Source organism: Stieleria bergensis (assembly GCA_007745635.1).
In the GTDB taxonomy this organism is placed as follows: Bacteria; Planctomycetota; Planctomycetia; order Pirellulales; family Pirellulaceae; genus Stieleria; species Stieleria bergensis.
Map to the genome: position 1 here is coordinate 2412491 of CP036272.1, position 20428 is coordinate 2432918.

The 20428-nt window shown below is 54.7% G+C and carries 22 protein-coding genes; 3 read left to right on the forward strand and 19 right to left on the reverse strand.

What is annotated here, in order from left to right; genetic code table 11:
• The first annotated feature begins 49 nt into the window (after positions 1–49).
• A complete protein-coding gene (locus SV7mr_RS08135; RefSeq protein ID WP_145270905.1) occupies positions 50–739 on the forward strand; it encodes an RNA polymerase sigma factor in 690 nt (229 codons plus the stop codon).
• A gap of 164 nt (positions 740–903) precedes the next feature.
• Here the strand turns inward: SV7mr_RS08135 and trhA are convergent, their stop codons facing one another.
• The 13 genes from trhA to SV7mr_RS08200 form a co-directional block, all read right to left on the reverse strand.
• Positions 904–1608, reverse strand: coding sequence for a PAQR family membrane homeostasis protein TrhA (gene trhA / locus SV7mr_RS08140; protein WP_145270907.1), 705 nt, complete (start codon positions 1606–1608; stop codon positions 904–906).
• Positions 1609–2199: 591 nt separating this feature from the next.
• Positions 2200–2949, reverse strand: a complete 750-nt coding sequence (locus SV7mr_RS08145) for a hypothetical protein (RefSeq protein WP_419188245.1) — start codon at positions 2947–2949, stop codon at positions 2200–2202.
• 83 nt (positions 2950–3032) lie between these two features.
• On the reverse strand, positions 3033–4262 hold the full coding sequence (locus SV7mr_RS08150; protein ID WP_145270911.1) for a hypothetical protein: 1230 nt from the start codon (positions 4260–4262) through the stop codon (positions 3033–3035).
• A gap of 173 nt (positions 4263–4435) precedes the next feature.
• Positions 4436–4645 (reverse strand): hypothetical protein, encoded by a 210-nt coding sequence (locus tag SV7mr_RS08155; protein ID WP_145270913.1) that lies wholly within the window; start codon positions 4643–4645, stop codon positions 4436–4438.
• Positions 4630–5340, reverse strand: coding sequence for a sigma-70 family RNA polymerase sigma factor (locus SV7mr_RS08160; protein WP_145270915.1), 711 nt, complete (start codon positions 5338–5340; stop codon positions 4630–4632). Before SV7mr_RS08160 ends, SV7mr_RS08155 begins: the two co-directional genes overlap by 16 nt.
• A complete protein-coding gene (locus tag SV7mr_RS08165; RefSeq protein WP_145270917.1) occupies positions 5337–5585 on the reverse strand; it encodes a hypothetical protein in 249 nt (82 codons plus the stop codon). Before SV7mr_RS08165 ends, SV7mr_RS08160 begins: the two co-directional genes overlap by 4 nt.
• A complete protein-coding gene (locus tag SV7mr_RS08170; RefSeq protein WP_419188246.1) occupies positions 5582–7744 on the reverse strand; it encodes a flagellar biosynthesis protein FlhA in 2163 nt (720 codons plus the stop codon). Before SV7mr_RS08170 ends, SV7mr_RS08165 begins: the two co-directional genes overlap by 4 nt.
• 45 nt (positions 7745–7789) lie before the next feature.
• Positions 7790–8551 (reverse strand): flagellar type III secretion system pore protein FliP, encoded by a 762-nt coding sequence (gene fliP, locus SV7mr_RS08175; RefSeq protein WP_145270921.1) that lies wholly within the window; start codon positions 8549–8551, stop codon positions 7790–7792.
• 27 nt (positions 8552–8578) lie between these two features.
• Positions 8579–9910, reverse strand: a complete 1332-nt coding sequence (locus tag SV7mr_RS08180) for a hypothetical protein (protein ID WP_419188247.1) — start codon at positions 9908–9910, stop codon at positions 8579–8581.
• 148 nt (positions 9911–10058) lie between these two features.
• Positions 10059–10469 (reverse strand): FliM/FliN family flagellar motor switch protein, encoded by a 411-nt coding sequence (locus SV7mr_RS08185; RefSeq protein ID WP_145270925.1) that lies wholly within the window; start codon positions 10467–10469, stop codon positions 10059–10061.
• The gene (locus SV7mr_RS08190; protein ID WP_145270927.1) at positions 10466–11335 is read right to left on the reverse strand and encodes a FliM/FliN family flagellar motor switch protein; all 870 of its coding nucleotides are present in this window, start codon (positions 11333–11335) and stop codon (positions 10466–10468) included. The genes SV7mr_RS08185 and SV7mr_RS08190 overlap by 4 nt, the downstream gene beginning before the upstream one ends.
• Positions 11332–11853 carry a flagellar basal body-associated FliL family protein gene (locus SV7mr_RS08195; RefSeq protein ID WP_145270929.1) on the reverse strand — a complete coding sequence of 174 codons (522 nt, stop codon included), beginning with the start codon at positions 11851–11853 and terminating at the stop codon, positions 11332–11334. Before SV7mr_RS08195 ends, SV7mr_RS08190 begins: the two co-directional genes overlap by 4 nt.
• Positions 11854–12017: 164 nt before the next feature.
• Positions 12018–12542: a hypothetical protein gene (locus SV7mr_RS08200; RefSeq protein WP_145270931.1), complete on the reverse strand. Its 525-nt coding sequence runs from the start codon at positions 12540–12542 to the stop codon at positions 12018–12020.
• Between the two features lie 13 nt (positions 12543–12555).
• On the opposite strand from SV7mr_RS08200, the gene SV7mr_RS08205 reads away from it, so the two are divergent.
• Together SV7mr_RS08205 and SV7mr_RS08210 are read left to right on the forward strand one after the other, a co-directional pair.
• Positions 12556–13734, forward strand: a complete 1179-nt coding sequence (locus SV7mr_RS08205) for an acetyltransferase domain-containing protein (protein WP_145270933.1) — start codon at positions 12556–12558, stop codon at positions 13732–13734.
• Between the two features lie 286 nt (positions 13735–14020).
• Positions 14021–14851 (forward strand): hypothetical protein, encoded by an 831-nt coding sequence (locus SV7mr_RS08210; RefSeq protein WP_145270935.1) that lies wholly within the window; start codon positions 14021–14023, stop codon positions 14849–14851.
• Between the two features lie 307 nt (positions 14852–15158).
• On the opposite strand, the gene SV7mr_RS08215 is transcribed toward SV7mr_RS08210, so the two are convergent.
• The 6 genes from SV7mr_RS08215 to SV7mr_RS08240 form a co-directional block, all read right to left on the reverse strand.
• Entirely contained in the window at positions 15159–15446 is a 288-nt protein-coding gene (locus tag SV7mr_RS08215) for a DUF1294 domain-containing protein (protein WP_419188248.1), read from the reverse strand.
• The gene (locus SV7mr_RS08220) at positions 15443–16015 is read right to left on the reverse strand and encodes a DNA-3-methyladenine glycosylase family protein (RefSeq protein WP_419188249.1); all 573 of its coding nucleotides are present in this window, start codon (positions 16013–16015) and stop codon (positions 15443–15445) included. The genes SV7mr_RS08215 and SV7mr_RS08220 overlap by 4 nt, the downstream gene beginning before the upstream one ends.
• A gap of 161 nt (positions 16016–16176) precedes the next feature.
• On the reverse strand, positions 16177–17511 hold the full coding sequence (locus SV7mr_RS08225) for an enolase C-terminal domain-like protein (protein WP_419188250.1): 1335 nt from the start codon (positions 17509–17511) through the stop codon (positions 16177–16179).
• A 303-nt stretch (positions 17512–17814) separates the two neighbouring features.
• Entirely contained in the window at positions 17815–18753 is a 939-nt protein-coding gene (locus tag SV7mr_RS08230) for an SMP-30/gluconolactonase/LRE family protein (RefSeq protein WP_145270942.1), read from the reverse strand.
• The gene (locus SV7mr_RS08235; protein ID WP_145278213.1) at positions 18753–18944 is read right to left on the reverse strand and encodes a hypothetical protein; all 192 of its coding nucleotides are present in this window, start codon (positions 18942–18944) and stop codon (positions 18753–18755) included. Before SV7mr_RS08235 ends, SV7mr_RS08230 begins: the two co-directional genes overlap by 1 nt.
• A gap of 38 nt (positions 18945–18982) precedes the next feature.
• Entirely contained in the window at positions 18983–20404 is a 1422-nt protein-coding gene (locus SV7mr_RS08240; protein WP_419188251.1) for a DUF1501 domain-containing protein, read from the reverse strand.
• Between the last annotated feature and the right edge of the window lie 24 nt (positions 20405–20428).

Sequence of the window (20428 nt, forward strand, 5' to 3'; positions counted from 1 at the left end):
GCTTCCACATGACACATCAACTTACTGGATCCACCTGCAATTCTTTCACATGAATGCCACTCCCGATCACGGCTCTGCGGATGCCCAGTCTCCAAACGAACTGTCTCCAGATGCACTGGTCGTGCAGCAGATCCGCCAGGGAGATGAAGACGCTTGGCAACGATTGATCGATCGCTACGAACGGCGTTTGTTAGCCTATGTACGGCATCGCATTGCCGATCAGGCTGCGGCCCAGGACATCGTCCAGGATGCGTTTGTTGGTTTTTTGGTAAGCCTGCCAAACTACGACGGTGGTCGACCACTGGAAAGCTATCTGTTTTCGATCTGCGCCTATAAGCTGACTGATCATTTGCGTCGTCAAGGTCGGCGGCCTGCCCTGCAGTTGCTCGGACGCAGTAGCTCCGCCGGGCCGGTTGATCTGCCTGGCAGTCAGCGAGTTGCCAGTTCCATCGCTCGCAGCGGTGAACGGAAGCGACTGGAGGCGATGGCGGTGCAGGAGGCGATTGCTGAACAGATCCAACGTTGGAAGTCGGGTGATAATTGGATCAAGCTCCAGGCGATCGAGCTTTCATTCGTCCTGGGGTGGGGCAACAAGAGAATCGCCGAAACGTTGGATGTCAGTGAACAGCAAGTCGCTAACTATAAGAGCGATTTTCTGATTCGTCTAAAAGCCATGGTCAAAAGAGCTGATTTGGATACGGCAGTGTTTCCGGAGTTGTTTGACGAAGACGATGAATGAGGCACCGCGGCCAGGCGTACCGTTTGATGCTAGCGTCAAAACGGAGTGTCTGTCCCCATTTTGCGCTGGCCGTTAGGCCCGATTCTTGAGATCGGCAGTCGCAGTCACAAAACCGTGGCTAACGCCAAAAACGGCGGATGGTCTCGATTAGCGATGCTGAACACTCACGCCAGCACAACCCACTGCATGATCGCCATGTAGTGAGTCAATGCGGCCACGATCACCATCAGATGCCAGACAACGTGCAAGTAACGAGCACGGTTGTCGCAGAACAGAATCACCACGCCAATCGTGTACATGAGTCCGCCGATCAGCATTGCCAATCCCAAGCCGCTGGGCACGTTCGAATACAGCGGAAGCGACGGTAGCCAGCCGAGCATCAAATAGCCGACGGGAGAAATGTTGTTGACGCGGCCGTGCAGGAACACTTTGTTGATCATTGCCCAAAGCGTATAGCTCCACATGGCAGCTAGCACCCAGAGCATCAAATTTGCTGGACAGTATTTGACGACAATCGGCGTGTAGGTGCCACTGATCATGGCATAGATCATCGCTTGATCGCAGGCACGCATGCGGTTGTGTCCCGGTTGGGTAAAGATCACATGGGAAAGCGTGGAAAACAAGAACGTGCCGAACACTGCCAGCATATAGACCGCACAGGCAACGGCCATGGTGGTCTCACGTTGCAACCCCATGGCAATCAGCCAATACGCCAGTGGCAACGCCAAAAACGCAGCCACACCATGTGAGAGCGCATTGGCCCACTCTTCGCCAGATCTGGTTGGCGGAGCAAGGGGAGTCAGCGGCCGAGCGGAATCATCGTCCGCAATCGACTGGGGGCTGGCGGTCAGGTTCTCGTGAGCGCTCATCGCAGGAAGCTTACTTGCATCAATGCCTGAAACGGGGGCCGACGTTACTATTGAGACGATCGATCGTTCACAGCAAGCGTCCGTGGATAGCCTAGAAGATTGTTCCAGGCAAGCGGGGATTTTACCCGCAAAACAGAGCGATGCGACCGGGCCTGGCAGGAATCACCGGGTCAATTATTCAGCTTTTGATGACCAAGCCACCTTCGTCGCCTGTTGGGGGAAAGTGACACGCCGCTCGTCTGAGTGTGGCTGTGACCCCAGGGACTGAAATCTGTCTCGGTTGCTTCTGTGGGAACCGTTGGGCATCGGTCTAGCATGAGTCCGCTCGGGATTTGCAGCGGCGTTCACGACATTCCCAGCCCCACGTCATTCCATCGATCGATGAGCCCAGGTGACAAGATTGGGACGATGGTCGCTGCACCGGGCGTCCTGTCCATACTCGCTTTGCTGGGCCAATGGCTGGTCCCGTGTGAATAGCCTGCAACGCCCGTATCACTTTGGCTTCCGCTCAACGGTAGACAAGGATTTGATTTTACGTTGGCAACCCTGATCGTCGGTGAATTTGCTTTGGTCCCCGCAAGGTTGGCAAGTCTAGCGGAACAGAGGAAACAGCCCGCGACTGGCTCGCTTGGGCGGAGTTGATTCATCACTGGTCTGAGCGACAGGAGTCGGTGGAACGTAAGCCCATACGTTGGCAATGTCATTGGCCAGTCGATCGGAGGCAAACTTGATCATCTGATGCGGAGATCGTGTTAGAGAGCTCTCGGTGTGGAGATTGCTCGATTCATGGAACCGAAGAAAGTTTGCTCGAGTGGCAGCGTGGCCAAGATTGATTCGCTGAGCGCCAGAGACGATGGCAACACTTTGGTCCACATTGATCATAAGAAAATGTGTTTCCATCTGCATCGATGCATAGGCATCAATCCGATCCAACGTCGCGTAAACAACTGTATCTGCATTGTGGAGTTTGGCGATCTCTAGCAGATTCTGTTCGTTAAACTTTCCAATTTGGATGGGGAAGCAGTCTTTGCAACCACGTCGTTTAGCGATGACAACCTCGAATCCTGTCTTGCAGCGGAGGTCACTGGCCAGTTGGTCCAGCAGTGATGACTGTTCTTTCAAGCGACTTTTTTGGTCAACGGTTCCGACCAGGACGATTCGATTGGGCACCAATTGCCGCGCCAAGTTGCTGGTTCGGAATTCAGCGCAGGTAGGCTGGACCGGTTGTTGGTGCATTCCGCCATGCTGGCAGTTTGACCCGCCCGCGCAATAGAACGGGCTCTGTGCGAACGCAGATGGTCCCATCCATGCGATCAGCAACGTCAATGAGAGAGCAGTCATGAACGACGGGCGCATGCTTGTTTCCTAAAATGATTCGTTTCGCGGTGGTTTACACTTCGGCCTGAAATGCTGCCTGAACAGGACTAATTGCTGGGGCTGATAATCTCTCGCGTCAGCAAGTCATCGAGTTCCTCGGAGATGAACTTGATCTCCCGATCGAACTGCAACTGTTGCCGCGTGTACTTTGTCTCCCATTCGGTGACTTTCTTGCGCAGTTGCGTGTTGGAAGTGAGCAGAGCATCGATTTCCCTTTGCGCGTCAGTTAATGCTCGGTTGGTCTTTTCGCTCAACCGTTCCAGGGCGACATTTTTCTCGTCCCTGCTCTTCAGTTCATGTTGTAGCGTTGCAATGGTTGCCTTTAGGTCGCCATTCTCTTCTTGTAGCTTCAGGGCTCGTTCGGTTGCCGTGCGAGCGGATTCGTGCAGTTGACTGCCATGGATGGCTGGCGGATAGACCGTCCGCGAGGGTTGGCCGTAGACGCCCGAATTCTGGCTGGGGTGATAAGGCTGATTGGTCGCGTAGCTGGGAGCGTGATTGGGATACGGCGACGGAATCGGAGCTGGCTGATTGATGCGTTGCGGTGGAGTCAGCTGAGACTGCGCCGTTCCAGCTGGCGGTGTTTGATTCAGATACGGCTGATTGCTTTGCCCGAAACGTTCTTGTCCCATATTTCCTTGGCCAAAACTACCCTGGCCCGGATTCGTGGGGGCTGTCACAGAAGCGTTTGGCAGGGGGGGCAAATTTTGGTTTGTCGACGGCGGCGGGGGGAGCGGCTGAGAATTTTGGATGCCGCCGCTGGACTGGGCTTGTAGGATTCGCAGCATTTCCATGTCTCGACTGGATTGTGCTGCCGTTCGAACGTTTGGTCGTTGTGATTGATTGAACGGAATCGAGACCGCTTTCGGCAGTTGACGGGCGTTGCCGACAGTCGTCCCCGTTGGACTGAATTGCCCCGTCGGCATGATCTCATTTCTATTGACCGTCGTGATCGGCAAATTGCCATCGGCGGTGGCAACTTGGTGCCGCAACTGCAGCATGCGTTGATCGGTTGCTGATCGCAACGTGCCTGCAGCACCCGGGACGTTCTGAAACTGGTTGGCAGGGCTTGATGGAGTGGCCACACCGGACGTCGCCGCCTGGGATGGGGCTGTCGCTTTGGGCCGACCAAGGAAGACTCCTTTGACGGTTTGGTTCACGTTGCGCTGCCATGCGCCCATGCGTTGTAGAGGCGACTTGTTGACGGTGTGCGTGTCCCCAGTGTCAGTCGTCGTACCGAGACCTGTGGTGCGATAGACGGCTGAGGGCGAAGGCAAGGCATGTGAAGTCGTTGTCTGAGCATTGGCGATCGGGGACGCCAGCAGCGTTGTCGAGACTGCAATGCAGGCGCAACCCACCCGGGACCAACGAAGGACTGGACGGTCCAAACGCAGAGTCCAATTGCAAAGCTTGCGAACAGACGCAGATCGGTTGGGGGATTTCGTTCCTGTCACGATGATTCCACGTTGGGGTATTCGCAATGAAGGGTGATCTCTTGCCCACAGGCACAGCTGACGACGATGGATTCGATCCGTTGGCCATCGCGTATCAAACGCACTGAGGGTTCTTTGGGTTTCGATGCCATCGGGCCAATACGCACGCGGTTGCTGGACGAAACGCGTGGGACGGCGGGCACCGAAACGTTTATCTTGTTTTCCATCGTATGGCCTCTCCGAGTTGAAAGCGTGCCGAAGCGAGGAGTCGTGAAATGCGAGATTCTGACAAGCCTAGTACGGCACCAACCTCAGCCAAGTTAAGTTCTTCTTTGTAATACAGTGTCAGAACCAGCCTTTCTTTCTCTGGTAGGTCCTCGATCAGTTCCGCCACCAGCAGTGTGATTTCCTTCTGTTCGACCAGTTCTCTTGGAGACTGATAGTCGTGATGCCAGGCGTCGTAAATGATCTCTGACAGATCTTTCCAGCTTTCGGGTTTGATGAACCGCATGGCTTCGAGAGCTTCATGCACTTCGTCTAGCGACAGTCCCGAATGTTTTGAAAGCCCCTCGGGGGTCACGGGAGGTTCCATGGATTCGTACAGTTCGCGAACCACCGAAACGTGTTTCATCACTCGAGGTGACAGCGGCGAGAGTTTTCGCAGTTCGTCCACGATCGCACCGCGAATCCGTGGATAGGCAAAGGTGCGAAAGGCAACGCCCTGGGAGGGATCATAGCTGGATGCAGCTTGGACCAATCCCAGCACACCCGCGGAATGCAAGTTGTCGCGTTGGTCGGCGTCCCGAGTGGCGATCACCATGGTGCTAAGGATGCGTCCCACATAATCCAAGTTGTCGAGGACCAAGCGGTCCCAATCCGATTTGGCAGCGGGCTTGTACGTTCGTTCAAGGGTTGATTTCATGTCGCCTCGTCCCGTCGATTCGCCTCTCGATTGACAAAACGAATCACACTCACCCCTAATGCAACCAGCAATCCCATCAACAGTGACGAGACGGCGGTGCGGCCAAGGATGGTCTGAGAGTCTGCCCCGGCAATCACTCCGGTGAAGATGACTGCGATCGCGGTCAGCATGGCGGTGATGGTGCCAAAGGGAAAGTTGCGTTTCTTTCGCAGCGACGCGCGTCGTGTTTCAGTGCGTTGCGTCATGATTTAGGATCCTTCTGTTTGGGGTCCCAGTCTGCGGGTGCATCGTCGTCGCCGTGCAGCCCCAAAACGTATTCTTCGGCGGATGGACCTTCGCGATCCGCAACCACATCGTCGTAGCGAATCATGCCGACGGAGTCGATCCGCAAGTCATTCGGAACCTCGCTGTAAGCGATCACACTGACATCGGGCAATGATCGATACAGGGTGCGATGCAGCGAATGACGAATGGATGAATCCACCAGGACCGCAGCCTGTCTGTCCTTCAGGCGAGCGGCTTCCCATTTGCTCTGGATCTCGGCGATCAAGCGTTCAAGCTGGTCTGGACGCAGCACAATTGCTTCGCCACTAAGGTTTTCACGCAAGCGATGTTCCAGTTTGGGTTCCAAGATGATCACGCGGACGTTTCCATTGCTATCTCGAAAACGATCGCAAATCAAATGGCCGATCCCACCGCGAATGCGCTCGGTGAGCTGCACCGGTTCCTTGGTCTGTGGTCCATACTGAACGGCCAGTTCCACGATCTTCTCTAAGGCTGTGATGGAGATGCGTTCACGCAGCAAGTTCACGAGCACCTGATGTAAGATCGCTGGACGGACAGTATCGCTTTTTATTTCTTCGACCGTTGTTGGAGCAATCTCGCGTAACTTTTCTAACATCGACTGAAGGTCCTGGCGACTGAGTAGCTCGTGTGCATGCTTGCGTAAGCATTCGCTCAGGTGTGTGATCAAAACCGTCGGGGCGTCAACGACGGTAAACCCTAAGACTTCAGCGCGGCGGCATTGTGACTCGCTGATCCATTTTGCCGGTAAATCAAAGGCCGGATCGCGGATCGGTTCTCCTTCCAAGTCGGCATTGATGTTGCCCGGGTTGATGGCCAGGTAGTCGCCCACGACCACCTGTCCGTGTGCGATCTCGCGGCCACAAATCAAGAACCGGTAATCGTTGACGCCGATCTGAAGGTTGTCCCTTATCCGCGCCGCGGGAACCCAGAAGCCATGTTCCATCGCGACCTCTTCGCGAAGCGAACTGATGCGATCGGCTATGCCCTTGCCCGATTTGGGTTCAGCCAAGGGGATCAAGCCAGCACCGATTTCGATGATCACTCGTTCGCCTTGAACGAACTTCTCTAAACCCTGTTCTTCTGGAGCAGCCTGTGCGATCTCGGCGTCCTTCTCCTCTTCGGCCAGCTTGACGGCGTCCTGATGATTGCGGCGTGCGTAGTACACAAACACACCCATCGCTGCTGCCAATCCAATGAAGGGCAGTTTGGGAAAGCCCGGCGTCAGCGAGATCAGAACCAGGATGGCAGGTCCCAAGTACAGGGATCGGTAGGCACCGCTGACCTGTTGGTGGATTTCGTCGCCGAGGCTGGACTCGGAGGCACTCTTGGTGACCAGAATACCAGCACTTGTGGCAATGATCAGCGCTGGAATCTGCGACACCAATCCGTCACCGATGGTCAGAATGGAATACATCTTCAACGCTTCGTTGATCGTTTGCCCGCTGCCGATCCCAAGGACAACGCCGCCCATGATGTTCACGACCATGATGATCAAACCGGCGATGGCATCACCCCGAACGTACTTACTGGCACCATCCATGGCACCGTAAAACTCAGCCTCTTGAGTCAAAGTGCGACGCTTGGATCGAGCTTCTTTCTCATCAATGGCACCGCTGTTTAATTCAGCATCGATCGCCATCTGTTTACCTGGCAACGCATCCAACGTGAAACGTGCGTTGACTTCCGAGATCCGTGTGGCACCCTTGGTGATCACGATGAATTGGATCGTGACCAAGATCAGGAAGATGACCACACCGACAACCAGGTTACCGCCGACCACGAAGTCACCAAAGGTCGTGACGATCTTTCCTGCGTCCCCGTTCAGCAGGATCAAACGCGTGGTGGCCACGTTCAAGGACAAACGCAGTAGCGTTAACAGCAACAACAGCGACGGGAACGAGGCGATGTCGAGCGGTTTCTTGGCTCCCAGTGTCACCAGTAACAACCAAATGGCGGATGCCATGTTGGCCGCTAGCAGGATGTCCAGTAAGACCGTAGGCAACGGAATGATCAACACGACTAGCATCACCAGGAACGTAGCACTGAGCCACAGTTCGCTGCGTTGCAGGAAGCCGAAGTTGGAATCCGTCTGTTTCATTGCCCCGTTATTCTCCATGAATTTACTAGTTGTCCGATGCGTTCGTTATGCAAAACTGGCCACTAAGGCGCGTGAGATCAACTGCCAGCCATCGACCATCACAAACAGCAGTAGCTTACAGGGCGTTGAGACCACCACCGGTGGCATCATCATCATTCCCAACGCCATCAAGATCGTTGAGATCACCAGGTCAATGAGCATGAAGGGAATGTAAATGCAAAAGCCCATGATGAAGGCTGTCTTGAGTTCGCTAATGATGAAGGCTGGGACGGCGATCTTGAGCGGCGTTGCTTCGCGTTGTGAAGGCGGTGGCGTGTCGGCCAGTTCGTAGAACAGCTGCAGGTCCGCGCGCCGCGTGTTGTACAACATGAATGTCTTTAATTCAGATGTCGCAATCTCAGCGGCTTTGACAAATTCGAACTTCAGTGGCTCTTCTTCGCTCTCGGTCGCCTTGGCTTCCAAGAACGGCTTGATGGCGCGATCGTGAATCCGGTCAAAGGTTGGTGCCATGATGAAAAAGGTTAGAAACAGACTCAGGCCAAGCATCACTTGGTTGGGGGGGATCTCTTGTGTTGACAACGCCCGACGAACAAATGACATCACGATCACGATTCGTGTGAACGCAGTGGCGCTGACCAGAATCGCAGTTGTGAAACTCAGTGCACCCAAGAACAACGCGACTTGGATTGGGCCAGCAAGGTCGTCAAAGACATCACTGGCTTGACGCAGCGTTTCACTGGTTTCTTGCACGGTGCTGCTTGCAGCGTCCGCGAGCAGCAACAGGCTGGGGGCGTTTACAAAAGCCATGAGGTGTTTCCTTTTGTAGGGACGCGATCAAGCCGTCTGCCGTGATTTGCTTAGCAGCATGCGGATCAGGTTTTCATCAATTTGCGAATCCGATTGTTGATTGACCTGTTGGGCCCGTCGCTGCGCACGCGGTGTTTGCTCGCGAACAGGATCGCTAGCAGCAGCGGTGCGATTGGGTGTCGTCCGTTCTTGATTCTGCTGGAGCTGTCGCAAGTCGCTGTACTGCTGATGTCGGTTCTGTTCTTGGTTAAGTGCAGCGTGGAAGTCCTGTGTGTGCGATTCGTGCTGGTCGTCTTCTTCGAATCGTTCGTGCTCGTCTTCTTCCAGACTTTCGTTGTCATGATTGGGCAGAACATTGACGGATTTGATGCCGCCGCTGTCTACAGCCACGAGCATTTTGTTCTCTGCGCCATCGACGAGGTACAAGCTCGCTCCCTTGGCAACCTGTAAGACCTGGTCAATTTTTAGACCATTGAGTGCTGCGTCACGACTGGTGCGTGAGCCACCTGATTTCATGAACAGCTTGATTGCCAGAATGGCGGCCAATGCGAGTCCCAGCACGATGGCGAGGTTCAAACCAAGTCGCGAGATCAGCTGGAAATTCTTGTCGGCATCGCCATTGACTGTAGCTTTTTCACGATCAAGGAAGGATTCGTTCTTCGCCTCCGCTCCAAGGGTTTGGTAAAAACCGTCGGGGGTTTGGCGAGCGGATGATCGTTGTGGGTTTGAATCAAACTCGGCATTCAGGGCAGCTTGTGGACGGTTCCAGTTGCGCAACGACTCCCTTGGCCGTGTTTGTGTTTGGGGTGCAGTTGCGGGGCTGATCTGCAAGTCAGCTGGCACCGAAGTGGGACGGAATTGGACTGCGGCCGACGGCGTGACGGGCCGCAGGGAATGTGTTTGCTGGGAAACAGGCTCCGAGACACTTGCTGGTTGGACTTGATTTGCCGATGTGACGCCCAGATTGGAGACCGGCATGACCTGTACGGTGTGGCGCTGGATTGGTCGCGCGAGTTCCTGTTGACCGTTCTGCGGAGGTGTGTAGTCACTGGACCGATTGACGCGAAAGTTGGATCGGTCGGAGGGCAACTGTCCCGGTTGCTGTGCAGAGGAAGGCTGCGGAGCAGCATCCCGATAATGATTCGCTGGGATTGCTGAATGCGACGCGCGGGGACGCAACGATTCTGGCTGTGCCATCCGGCCGTATTGATCGCTGTAATGGCCTTCGTTGGGGCCCTGTGCCAGCGCGTTGTCTGGAAACGCTGCGACAAAACAGAAGCTGATCAACAGAGGGATCAGAGCAGTCTTCGGCGCCGTGAATATGCAGAGGCGTTCAGACGGATTCAGCGGATCATCCATGATCGAAAGTTTTGTGTTTCAGGGGGGCTGAGTACAGCGACGTCCATGTTCGCCGTCGGCCAATTGCGGCCGTTGTGATGGAACCCGATGATTGGCTGCCGTCCCAGGGCATCGATCAGATGCGTTGGGGCGGGAAACCGAGGTCAGGCTAATTGGGGTAGATCTCTTTGATGCGAACGGCAAATTGGTCATCGATGACCACGACTTCGCCGTTGCCCAGTGGTACGCCTTGTGCGACCAGTTCAACCGGAGCGGTGATGGAGCGGTTGAGTTCCACGACGGCGCCCTCGCTGAGTTCCAGCAAGGACTGCAATGTCATCTCGGTGCGTCCCAGTTCGGCGATCAGTTTGACGTGGACGCCACTGAATCGAGAGAACTCGGGATTGCGCGTGGACCGAGGTGAGCTTGCTTGAAGGGGTTCAAAATCGGGGACGCTTTCCACCGGATCATTGCTCGGCGGTGTTGCTTCTTCGGTTGCTACCGAAGCGCCACCGGGGGCCTCTGCCTGGTCGGTGGCAGCGGTGTCTTGTTCCGGCGTCCCTGCTGGATTATCGGTCATTGGTAGGATGCTCCTTCGTTTTGCTCAAGGGTGTCAGCAATCTGGATCGCTTGGCGTCTGCCCAGGCGTCCTGCCCAGCAGCGGTGAGTCGGTAAGCCGTCGATGTAGCCCGTCATTGGTTCGTCAATGCGTTGATCAAGACGAATCAATTGTCCGGGTTTTAAGTTGACCAGTTCCTCCATGGACAGGTCTTTCTCGCCCAGCTGGGTAACCAGTTCGACGGGGATCCGACCGACGATTTCTTTCGGCGGTGTTTGAGGTGAGGGTTCTGCGCGATCTTCACCGATGAGATCCATCAGTTCGGAGAGACTTCGTTTTGGGATCAGCCAAAACATCGATGCAGTGCAGCCCTTGGCCTCGAACTTGACTTCGATTTGTGAAACCAAGTCCTTGTTACGGATCAAGCGGAATTTCCGAGGGTCACGCTCAAGTTTGCCGCTTTCAAGCGTGATTTCGCCTTGGCCAATCCAACCGCGACCAAAGGCAATCGTCAGTTGCTCCAGCAGCATCTCGGCCAAATCCGCTTCGATCTCAGTGAGGTCGTTGTCATCGGGTTCCTCGGGCTGAGGGACGCCCAGCAGTTCACTCAGCAGTGCTCGGAATTCAGTCAGCGGCGCGAACCAGATCACCCTCGTTCCTTGGCTGGTTGTGATCATGCTGCTCATGTCCGTCCGTGGAATGTTGCGGAGGGTTGAGTCGTAGGTGCTGGTCTTGACCTGTCCCGCTCGGAGCGTGATCGCATAGCCTGTGGCGGTAAACCAATAATCCGAAAAGTACGACGAGGACTTCGAGACCCAGTCGCGAAAGGATTTGGCATTGCCATCAAACGCAGCAATTTCATGAAAATCAAAAGGACGTAGATTCATTGCACCTTAAAGTCTTCGAACAATACGTCTTGGATCCGTTCCACACCGTCGAGGAACAGGATCTCATTGAACCGGTCGTGAATCTCACGTCGCAATAAATTGTGTCCCAGTTTGCCACCGACATCCTCAAGCTTCTTGTCGCGTAGGTGTGCAATCAGCCAGTTCTTTAGGACCGCGCGGTTTTTCTCAACCAACTCCGTAATCGCTAGTTCCTGAGATCCGGCCACTTGCAATGCGAATGTCACGGTCAAATAGCGCGAGTAACGGTTGTCGTTGAGGTTCACCACGACCTCTTCAAATGGGACATAGGCGCGTTCGTCATCCGGAGCAGGTATGTCCATCATTGGAACCGCGGGGCCTGCTTCATATCCTGAGCTGCTCTTGCCCTGCATAAATAACAGTGGGAACGCGACCCCGGTGGTAGCGCCGAGCAGGAAGACCACACCCCAAACCAGGTAGTTCTTCTGCGTCGGTGAGCCACCGTTCGCGCTATTCGTTTCTGCTTGGTCTTTGGCCATCGCTGAAAAATAATGGGGTTGTTGGGGTTCACAAGCCCGCTGAAAACGCTCTGCTAGCGAGGCCAAACGGCATCAACTTGTGCCGGCGACGGGAATGTCACCGCGATCGTTAATTCTGCAGGTGTGAACCACACAATTTGTGTGATTGATAAACCTTATCGCTTTCAATCATGGCCCGTGTCTAGCTCGCCGAGGGCATTGAAACGCAAATGAGGGTGAACCCCCAGTGCGTATTTACTGGGCGATTGTGGGATTCCGCCGAGGAGCTTGGGGCAAATCAAGTCGCCCAGCTTGCGAACCACTAACGTTTTCGCAGGGACCGCCATCCTGTTGGGGCCAGCCATCACGTTGCGGGAATCAAGAATGCTGTCGAGACGCCCCCCTGCGTACTGTTTCGAGTCGCTGGCCGGCAGCAGTCGGCCGTCAGCTCTCGGTAGCTCGCAGCGTGGCGAACAATCGCGGATCGAAGTGGCGGAGAACATTCTGATGGCCAGAGCCTGACTGATGGCCAGAGCCTGACTGATGGCCAGAGCCTGACTGATGGCCAGAGCCTGACGGTCTGGATGGTTGCCGTCATGATGCGTTATTTCAGACTGTTCTTCGCGGATCATGACGTACTGAAAAACGGCCGCTGTGTAGCATGAGCTTAGCGAGATCGTTTTCCACTGTTGCGTCCTATCTGTACCCATCAAGCCAACACTCATGGAAGCGTCACAGACTCAGCCCTCTGATTCAGCATCGGCGGTTCCGGCCGCCAGCAAGTCAAAGCGGATCGCTGCGCTTGATTGGGCTCGCGGCATCGCGATGATTTTCATGATGTTGGACCATGTTTCGATGGCCTTCGATGCGAATCATTTCTCGGCGGATTCGGCGGCCGCCTGGAACTCAGGGACAACGCTGGTCCCCAGCGTGTTCCTGACACGTTGGATTAGCCATGTGTGTGCACCGATCTTTGTGCTGTTGGCTGGAACCGCACTTGCACTTAGCATTGAACGCCGCGTCGAAAAAGGGGCCGACGCTAAGTCAATCGACAGCGGGTTGCTCAAACGCGGTCTGTTTATCGCGATCCTGGACCCCACGGTGTTGTCATTCTTTTCTGGCGGTTGGCGGATTCAGGTTCTGTATGCCATCGGAGCGGCGATGATGTGCATGGCTGTGTTACGGCGATTGCCAAGTTCCATTTTGTTAGCTCTGGCATTGGGCTGGTTTGGATTTGGCGAGGCCTTAACCGGTTTCGTGTGGCAGCCAGATGGCGAGACCGGCCCTCAAGCTTTGGTTTGGGGATTGTTGGTGGGGAATTATCAAAGCCCCGACCTGATTGTCCGTTACCCGCTGATCCCCTGGTTGGCCTACATGATTCTGGGATGGGTGCTGGGACGCTGGATCATTCAGTTCAATGCCGGCAAGACTCGGCTAGACGTCACTGTCTTGTTGATGCTGTGGGGCGCATTGGGAATCGCGACGTTTGTGGCGGTGCGGTACTTCAACGGCTACGGAAACGTGTGGTTGTATCGCGAGAGTAATGACTTGGTGCAATGGTTGCATGTCAGTAAGTATCCGCCCTCGCTTTCCTATACGTCGTTGGAGTTGGGACTGACCGCTTGGTTGATCGCTGCGTTGGTGCTGGTGGAACGCAAAACCGGTGTGCGGCCAAATGGGCCTCTACTGGTCTTTGGGCAGACTGCCATGTTCTTTTACTTGCTGCATCGTGTGACGCTCGAAGGTTTGGCGACCTATGCGGGCCTGCGTGGCTGTGTCGAGCAACTGTGGCTGATTTATCTGATCACCGCAGGCTGTTTGTTCCTGCTGTATCCAATCTGCCGTTGGTATCGAACCTGCAAGTCCCAGCATCGCGATCAGTGGTGGACCACCTACATTTAACGGATCAGCGTCAGTCATTGCGTAAGACAATAAACGCATGATTGTCGTGTTTCTTGAATCCTTTTTGGTTGCTGATTGGTCATGCTTGACCGGCGCAGCACAGCATTCGGGGCCGGAGGGGAAATATACTGGCACAGACAATGCCAATCGCGCTGGCTGACATGATCGGGATCGCCGGTGATGGTCTCCATCTGGACAAGGCACGCCCCCCATCTGCTGGCGGACGTCGGGCAGCGGAGTTACAATTGCATCAGATCTTTTCATTTATCAGATTTGAGTTTTGTCGATGCAATATAAAATTGAAAGCAATCCACAAGGCAAAAGCTTTGTCAAATACCGGTGCCCACGCTGTAAATGCATTTTGAATAGTCCCTTGGCTGATGCTGGGAAGCAAGATAAGTGCCCGGACTGCACACAGATTTTTGTGGTGCCTGGGGCTGCTGAATTGGCTGCGATGCAAAAACAGCAGCAGAAGCCTGAGGTGAATATTCAAACAGGGACCAGTCCTGCTGCGACTCAACCGGGTGTGAGTGCCAAAGCGGTGCAGATTCAAACGCCTGACGCTAAAAACAGGCCGGCGAAACCAAAACCAGCCGCAAATCAGCCTGCGCCGCAGCCGGGCAGTGTGTTTGCGAGTGAAACTCCAGCCGCTGGAATGCCGCAGCAAGCTGCTAATCCCTATGCGATTCAAGAGCGTCCGCAATCGTCTAGTCTTTCTCCTGGGGAGGAAGAAGAGGAACAAGCTCCTGACGCGGGGAAGGAATTCCTGAGCTTTCTTTGGCCAGTGTCGTTTTTCAATCGTCGACTGCGTTGTTACCACAACGGCCGCTTTCCTGTTATTAGCGCTTACATCCGCTTGATCTCCCGATTGGCCATTGTGATTTGGGTGTTGGGGCTGATCTTATTCGGATGCGTTTTTCTCATTGGATCCGGACTTTTCATTTGGGGGGTGGTCAGCGCTCCTTCATCAGCGATCAGCGCATCCTTCGCAATGTTGCTTCCCCTGTTGTGGTTGGTGGTCAGTTTCGTTTCATTCAACTTGTGGGTCATCCTGATCCTTGTTGGTGCAGAAGGCCTGAAGGTGTTACTGACTATCGAACAGAATACGCGTCGCTGATTGGTCATGCTTGACCGTTGACACGCTAAGCCATTGGTTTCCAATGGCCCGGTTGCGGAATCAATGTTGCCGTCTTGTTTGTAGCGGGAGGCGAAGGGTCGAGCAGGTGACTGTTCTCTGTTGCTGTGAGCCACGACCCTGACGTTGTTTGGCAGATTCTATGTGCACGACCGATGATCCCGACGACGCGAGCGTCGTTGGATGAGGCGAGATCGTTGAAACGTTTGCCTCGCTGCCGGGCTTCGCTGCTGTGCCAATGGGCTGGTCTGCTGAACGAGATTCCAACTCTGATTTTTGGACACGCAGTTTAAGACTGCATCAGCTTGGCGATGCCAAGGACGAAGCATGCTAGGTTTGCGGCAACCGTGATCCAAAACACCATTCGAAAGCTGGTCTTTTGGGTCTTGTGTCGAAACACGTGTTGGCCATACATCGCTCCTGGCCAGCCGCCTAACAGCGACATCAGATGCAGCGTCTTTTCTGAGACTCGCCAACCCTTGGTCTTCGCGCGATGTTTGTCAAATCCATAGGCCAGGAAAGCGACCACGCTCATGATCAGCATGGTTGCAAAGTAAGGCAATACAAAAGACTTCATCGTTTCTCCGCCATCTGTTTGGCTTTCTGTTGGTCCAGCCATCGCCAGCAGTACCAGCTGGCAACTGTCGCGTGAGGACGCCAGGCCGCAGCAATTTCAAGGCTTCTTTGTTCGTCGGGCAAGTCATCGAATCCATAGCCCATTCGAATCGCTTGACGGATCCCCAAATCATCATGTGGAAAGACGTCTGGACGGCCCAAGGCAAACATTAAGAACATTTTGGCGGTCCATTTGCCAATCCCTTTCACGCAGGTCAGTTGCTCGGTGACCTTGTCGTCACTGTAGCGTCCGATTTGTCCCAGCTGAACCGTGCCGGAATTGACTTTGTCGGACAAGTCCAGCAAGTACTTCGCCTTCTGAGGTGAAACGCCCGCAACGCGAAGTTGTTCCGGCGTGAATTCGGCCAGCGATTCCGGTGTCACCCCTGCGGGTTGCAACAGTTCATCGAGTCTGGCTTTGATCGATCGAGCAGCGCTGGTTGAGATTTGCTGCGAGATGATCGACTCGGCTAACATGCGGAAGCGATCACGTTTTGGACGCAGTGTGCAGGGACCAACTTGCTGAATCATCTGACGCATCATCGGATCGGCGGCATTCAGGTGTGCAATCGCTTCTTAATGCAGCGGTTTGGGCATGTTATTAGAGAGACTGGCGGTTCGTCAACCTGGGAGTGTAGAGGCTATCAACGTTTTGCAAATCACCCTGTGCTTCTTTGCAAAGGGGGCGGAGCCTAAGTGGCCTCGAATGCGACGCCTTTTCGTGTTTCGCAGCGTTCTGACCACACGGCCCCTTCAGGATAGCTGTGGTCGGCCAGGAATTCAGGTTTGAACTCCAGTCCCCAACCGAGTGCTGTGGGAGTGACGTAGCACCCCTGTTTGACTTCAACGGGTTCCAGCACAGCATCCTGCAGGAAGTCAATGTATTCGACTAACTGAGTCTGCGAATGACCAGACACGGCAATTTGGTCCCACATTCCGTAGTGCTGGATCATGTTGCAAAGCGCGATGCCGCCGCCATGTGGGCAAACAGGGACATTGTACTTGGCTGCCATCAAGATAATCGCCATGACATCGTTGACGCCGGCGACGCGGACGGCGTCGATCTGGCAATACTTGATCGCGCCACTCTTCAGCAGTTGTTTAAAGATCACCGGCGAGGCAGCTTGCTCGCCACAGGCGAAGTCAAAGCTTGCATCGGCAAACGTTTGGGAGAGTTCCAAGTAGCCCAAGACATCATCACGGGCGATGGGCTCTTCAACCCACTTCAGCGCAAACGGGCGATAGCGTTCAATATGGCGTTTGGCTTCATCAATGCCCCAGAACTGATTTGCGTCAACCATCAACTGCGACGAATCGCCGATTGAATCTCGCATGAACTGAATGCGTTGAACATCGCGGTCGGAGTCTTGTCCCACCTTCAGTTTGAAGGAATCAAATCCTTCGCACTGTAACTTGCGAATCGTCCCCAGGATCTCGTCGTCCGAGAGTCCCAGCCAGCCCGCGGTGCAGTAGGCCTTGGGGCCCAGTTGTGACATCTCGGATTCGCGTGTGGCCACGTGAGGCCGCCGAGACTGGAGCAACTGGACGGCTTCGTCACGGCTTAACGCGTCGCCGATGTTACGGTAGTCGATGCAATCCGCAACGAATTCGGGTTCCAGATCGACCAGCAACTTCCAAAGCGGCTTGTTCAACGACTTGGCCCAAAGATCCCAAAGGGCGTTTAGAACGGCGCCAGCAGCCATCCGAAAGACTCCATCGTGCAGCCACCGCAATTGGTGGTGGTCGATCAGGCGTTGATAAAGCTTCAGCGGGGCCGCAGTGAAGTCGCTGAGTTTCGTGCCAACGATCAACTGACAGAGGTCTTCGATGCCATGACAAATCCAATCCGTGCCAGCGCCAACGGTGAAGACCACCGAAACGCCGCGCAGACCGGTGTTGGTTTCCAAATGCAAAACCGCAGACGAATAATCCGGAGCCTTATGAAACGGGTCCGAGCCCAACATGTTGTCGGAAGTGGGGACTCGCAGATCAATGACGTTGGCGGAAGTGATGACGATTTCAGACATGAAAATGGGTCGATAAATGCAGTTGGAATGGCGCCCTGCCGACGGACCGGCGCTTGCTAGTTGTATGGCAAATCGTCTCCGGCCGCCACGGGGCCGGAGCTTCATCAATGAATGACGTTTGGCAAAACAGAAACGCTGGAATCGAGCCTGCATTGCCAGGTGAAAAACAGAATGTCTTTGGCTGCAGGAATGGCTGCTGCTGCCAGACGACGTGCTCAAGCACCGCGGCCGCTGGACAGACAGGATGCAAAACCCGCTGCCTCAGTAACCTATTTCGTCACAGGAATTGGAAGCTGGTCGAAGCTATTTGTTAGCAGGTCCAGCGACTTTCTTGCCGTTGGTAGTGATGATTTGGAAGTGGTGAATGCCGTGACCTTGGCCATCAGCAAACTGCCAAACCACTTTTTTATCTCGAGTGACTTCAAACAATTTGGGGGCGTTACGATCTTTGCGGCCGCCAGCGTAACTGGTGATCACCAGGTTGCCGTTGGGCAGTAATTGAGCACCGCAGGGGTCTTGCAACCAATCACCTGGAAGGTCGTCGTTGGTTAGCGTCCAGACGATTTTGCCTTCGCTGTCGAAGTCGACGACGCGATTGCTATGTGTGCAGCACACCAGGGTCTGGCCTTCACCATGGCGAATCGCAGTGAAGGGCCAGGTATGGATCTTGTGATCAGGGTCGCCGGCCGCCGTTGTGTCCAGTTTGCCAAGTACTTTGCCATCGGCGCCGTAGTGATACACGGCAAAGTCCAACAAGTGTGGTGCCAGGAAAGTGCCATCATCTAGCTTTCGCGCCATTCGTGTTTGCATATGATGGTTGCCCTGTTGGCAGGCCAGCGGGAACTCAACCAGCACTTTGCCTGCTGGGGTGACTTCCAGCAAACGTGGATTGTTGCCGGCTTCAGTGATCACGAAGTTGCCTTCCTTGGTAGGTTGGGCACTGTTGACTTCGCTTTGTGTTCCTTTCCAGATCAGGCTTTCGCTGCCATCGGGTGCGATCGAAACCACGGCTCCACCTTTGTGTTTGCCTGACTTGGTCAGCGTCAGGATCAGCGTCCCGTCTTCCAGAACATAGCCGTCGCGGGTATTCGCTGGATAGGTCCAGCTTGGTTTACCATCTTCACCCATGATGTAAGTATGGCTTCCGCAGGCAAGGAAACTGTGCTTCGTTTCCTGTGCAGAACAGATGGACACGGTGAATGCAACAACAGCCAGAGCTGCGGTGGTTAGTAATGGTTTCATCAGTTTGATTCTTGGTGAGGGCGGGGAAGATGTGGTGGGAGGTTAATCGACAAGCCACAGTGGGGAAAGGGACGCAGCTCGTTTACGCAGTTGCAGTAGCCAGTGTTGTAGTGGCCAGTGTTGTAGTGGCCAGTGTTGTAGTGGCCAGTGTTGTAGTGGCCAGTGTTGTAGTGGCTTCTCGGCGTAGCGATCTCGAGGCGAGGGGCACGGTTTTGCCCATCGTGTAGGGTTAGGCCACAATGTCCTTAATTACATGTCCGTGAACATCGGTTAGACGCATGTCGCGACCGCTGAACCGGAAGGTGGAACGAGTATGATCGACTCCCATCAGGTGCAGCATCGTGGCGTGCAAGTCATGGATTTCTAAGCGATTCTCGACGGCTTTGTAGCCAAATTCATCGGTGGCACCGTAGATTGTACCGGGTTTGATCCCACCGCCGGCAAGCCAAACCGTAAAGCCATATTGATTGTGGTCTCGTCCATTCTTACCTTGAGCGAATGGAGTTCGTCCGAACTCACCGGCCCAGACCACAAGCGTTTCGTCCAGCAAGCCTCGCTGGCGCAGGTCCTTGAGCAATGCGGCGATCGGTTGATCGACGGCTCGGGCGTTGTTTTCATGTCCGGACTTCAGGTTGCCGTGTTGGTCCCAGCGATCACCGCCAACCTTCGGACACGTTAATTCGATGAATCGCACGCCTTGTTCAATCATGCGGCGAGCGATCAAGCACTGGGCGCCGTAGATCCGTGTGGGAGCAAACTTGGATTCCAAGCCATACTGTTTTTGCAGGTATTCTGGTTCGTCATCAATCGACATGACCTCTGGAACAGCCATCTGCATGGAATAGGCGAGTTCGTAGTTCTTGATCGCAGATTCCAAGCTGTCGTGCTTCCCGAACTGTTTTATTGCCAAACTGTCGAGCTGGTTGATTAAGTCCAGTTTCTCTCGTTGCAGCTTCGCCGTCGGTTCGTTGGGTTTGATGTTGGCAACGCCGGTACCAGAGGGTTTGAACACCGAGCCCTGATAGCTGGCCGGTAGAAAACCACTGCCAAAGCAATCGAGTCCACCTGGCGGGATCAGTCCACCGTTCAAGACCACAAAGCCAGGCAAGTTGTCACATTCGCTGCCTAAGCCATAGTTGACCCATGCACCCATGCTGGGTCGGCCTTGCAAGGCGCTGCCGGTGTGCAGGAAATAGTTGGCAAACGTGTGTTCAGGAAATCCCGATGTCATCGAGCGAACCACCGCCAATTCGTCTACGCACTGGGCGACATGTGGAAACAGGTCGCTCACTGGGATGCCAGATTCGCCGTACTGATTGAATTTCCAAGGGCTGGCTAGGACTGTCCCGTTATTGTTGAACTGAGTGGGTTCAACGTTGAACAGTTTTTTGGGGTCCTGGCCATTGAAACGATCCAGCATCGGCTTGGGATCGAACGTGTCGACCTGCGATGGCCCGCCATCCATGTAAAGGAAAATAACATTCTTTGCACGGACCTGGTGATGGGGGCCATGACCGGCAAAGCCTGGTTCGGTGGCGGTTGCATCCAGGCCGAAGGAAGGCTTCGATTGCAGGCCAGCTAACGCTAGAGCGCCAAACCCGCTCGCGCAACGGGTGAGCATCTCTCGACGAGTTGTGGGCCGAGCACTCATGCGTTGACAAGGGTAAGTTTCTTG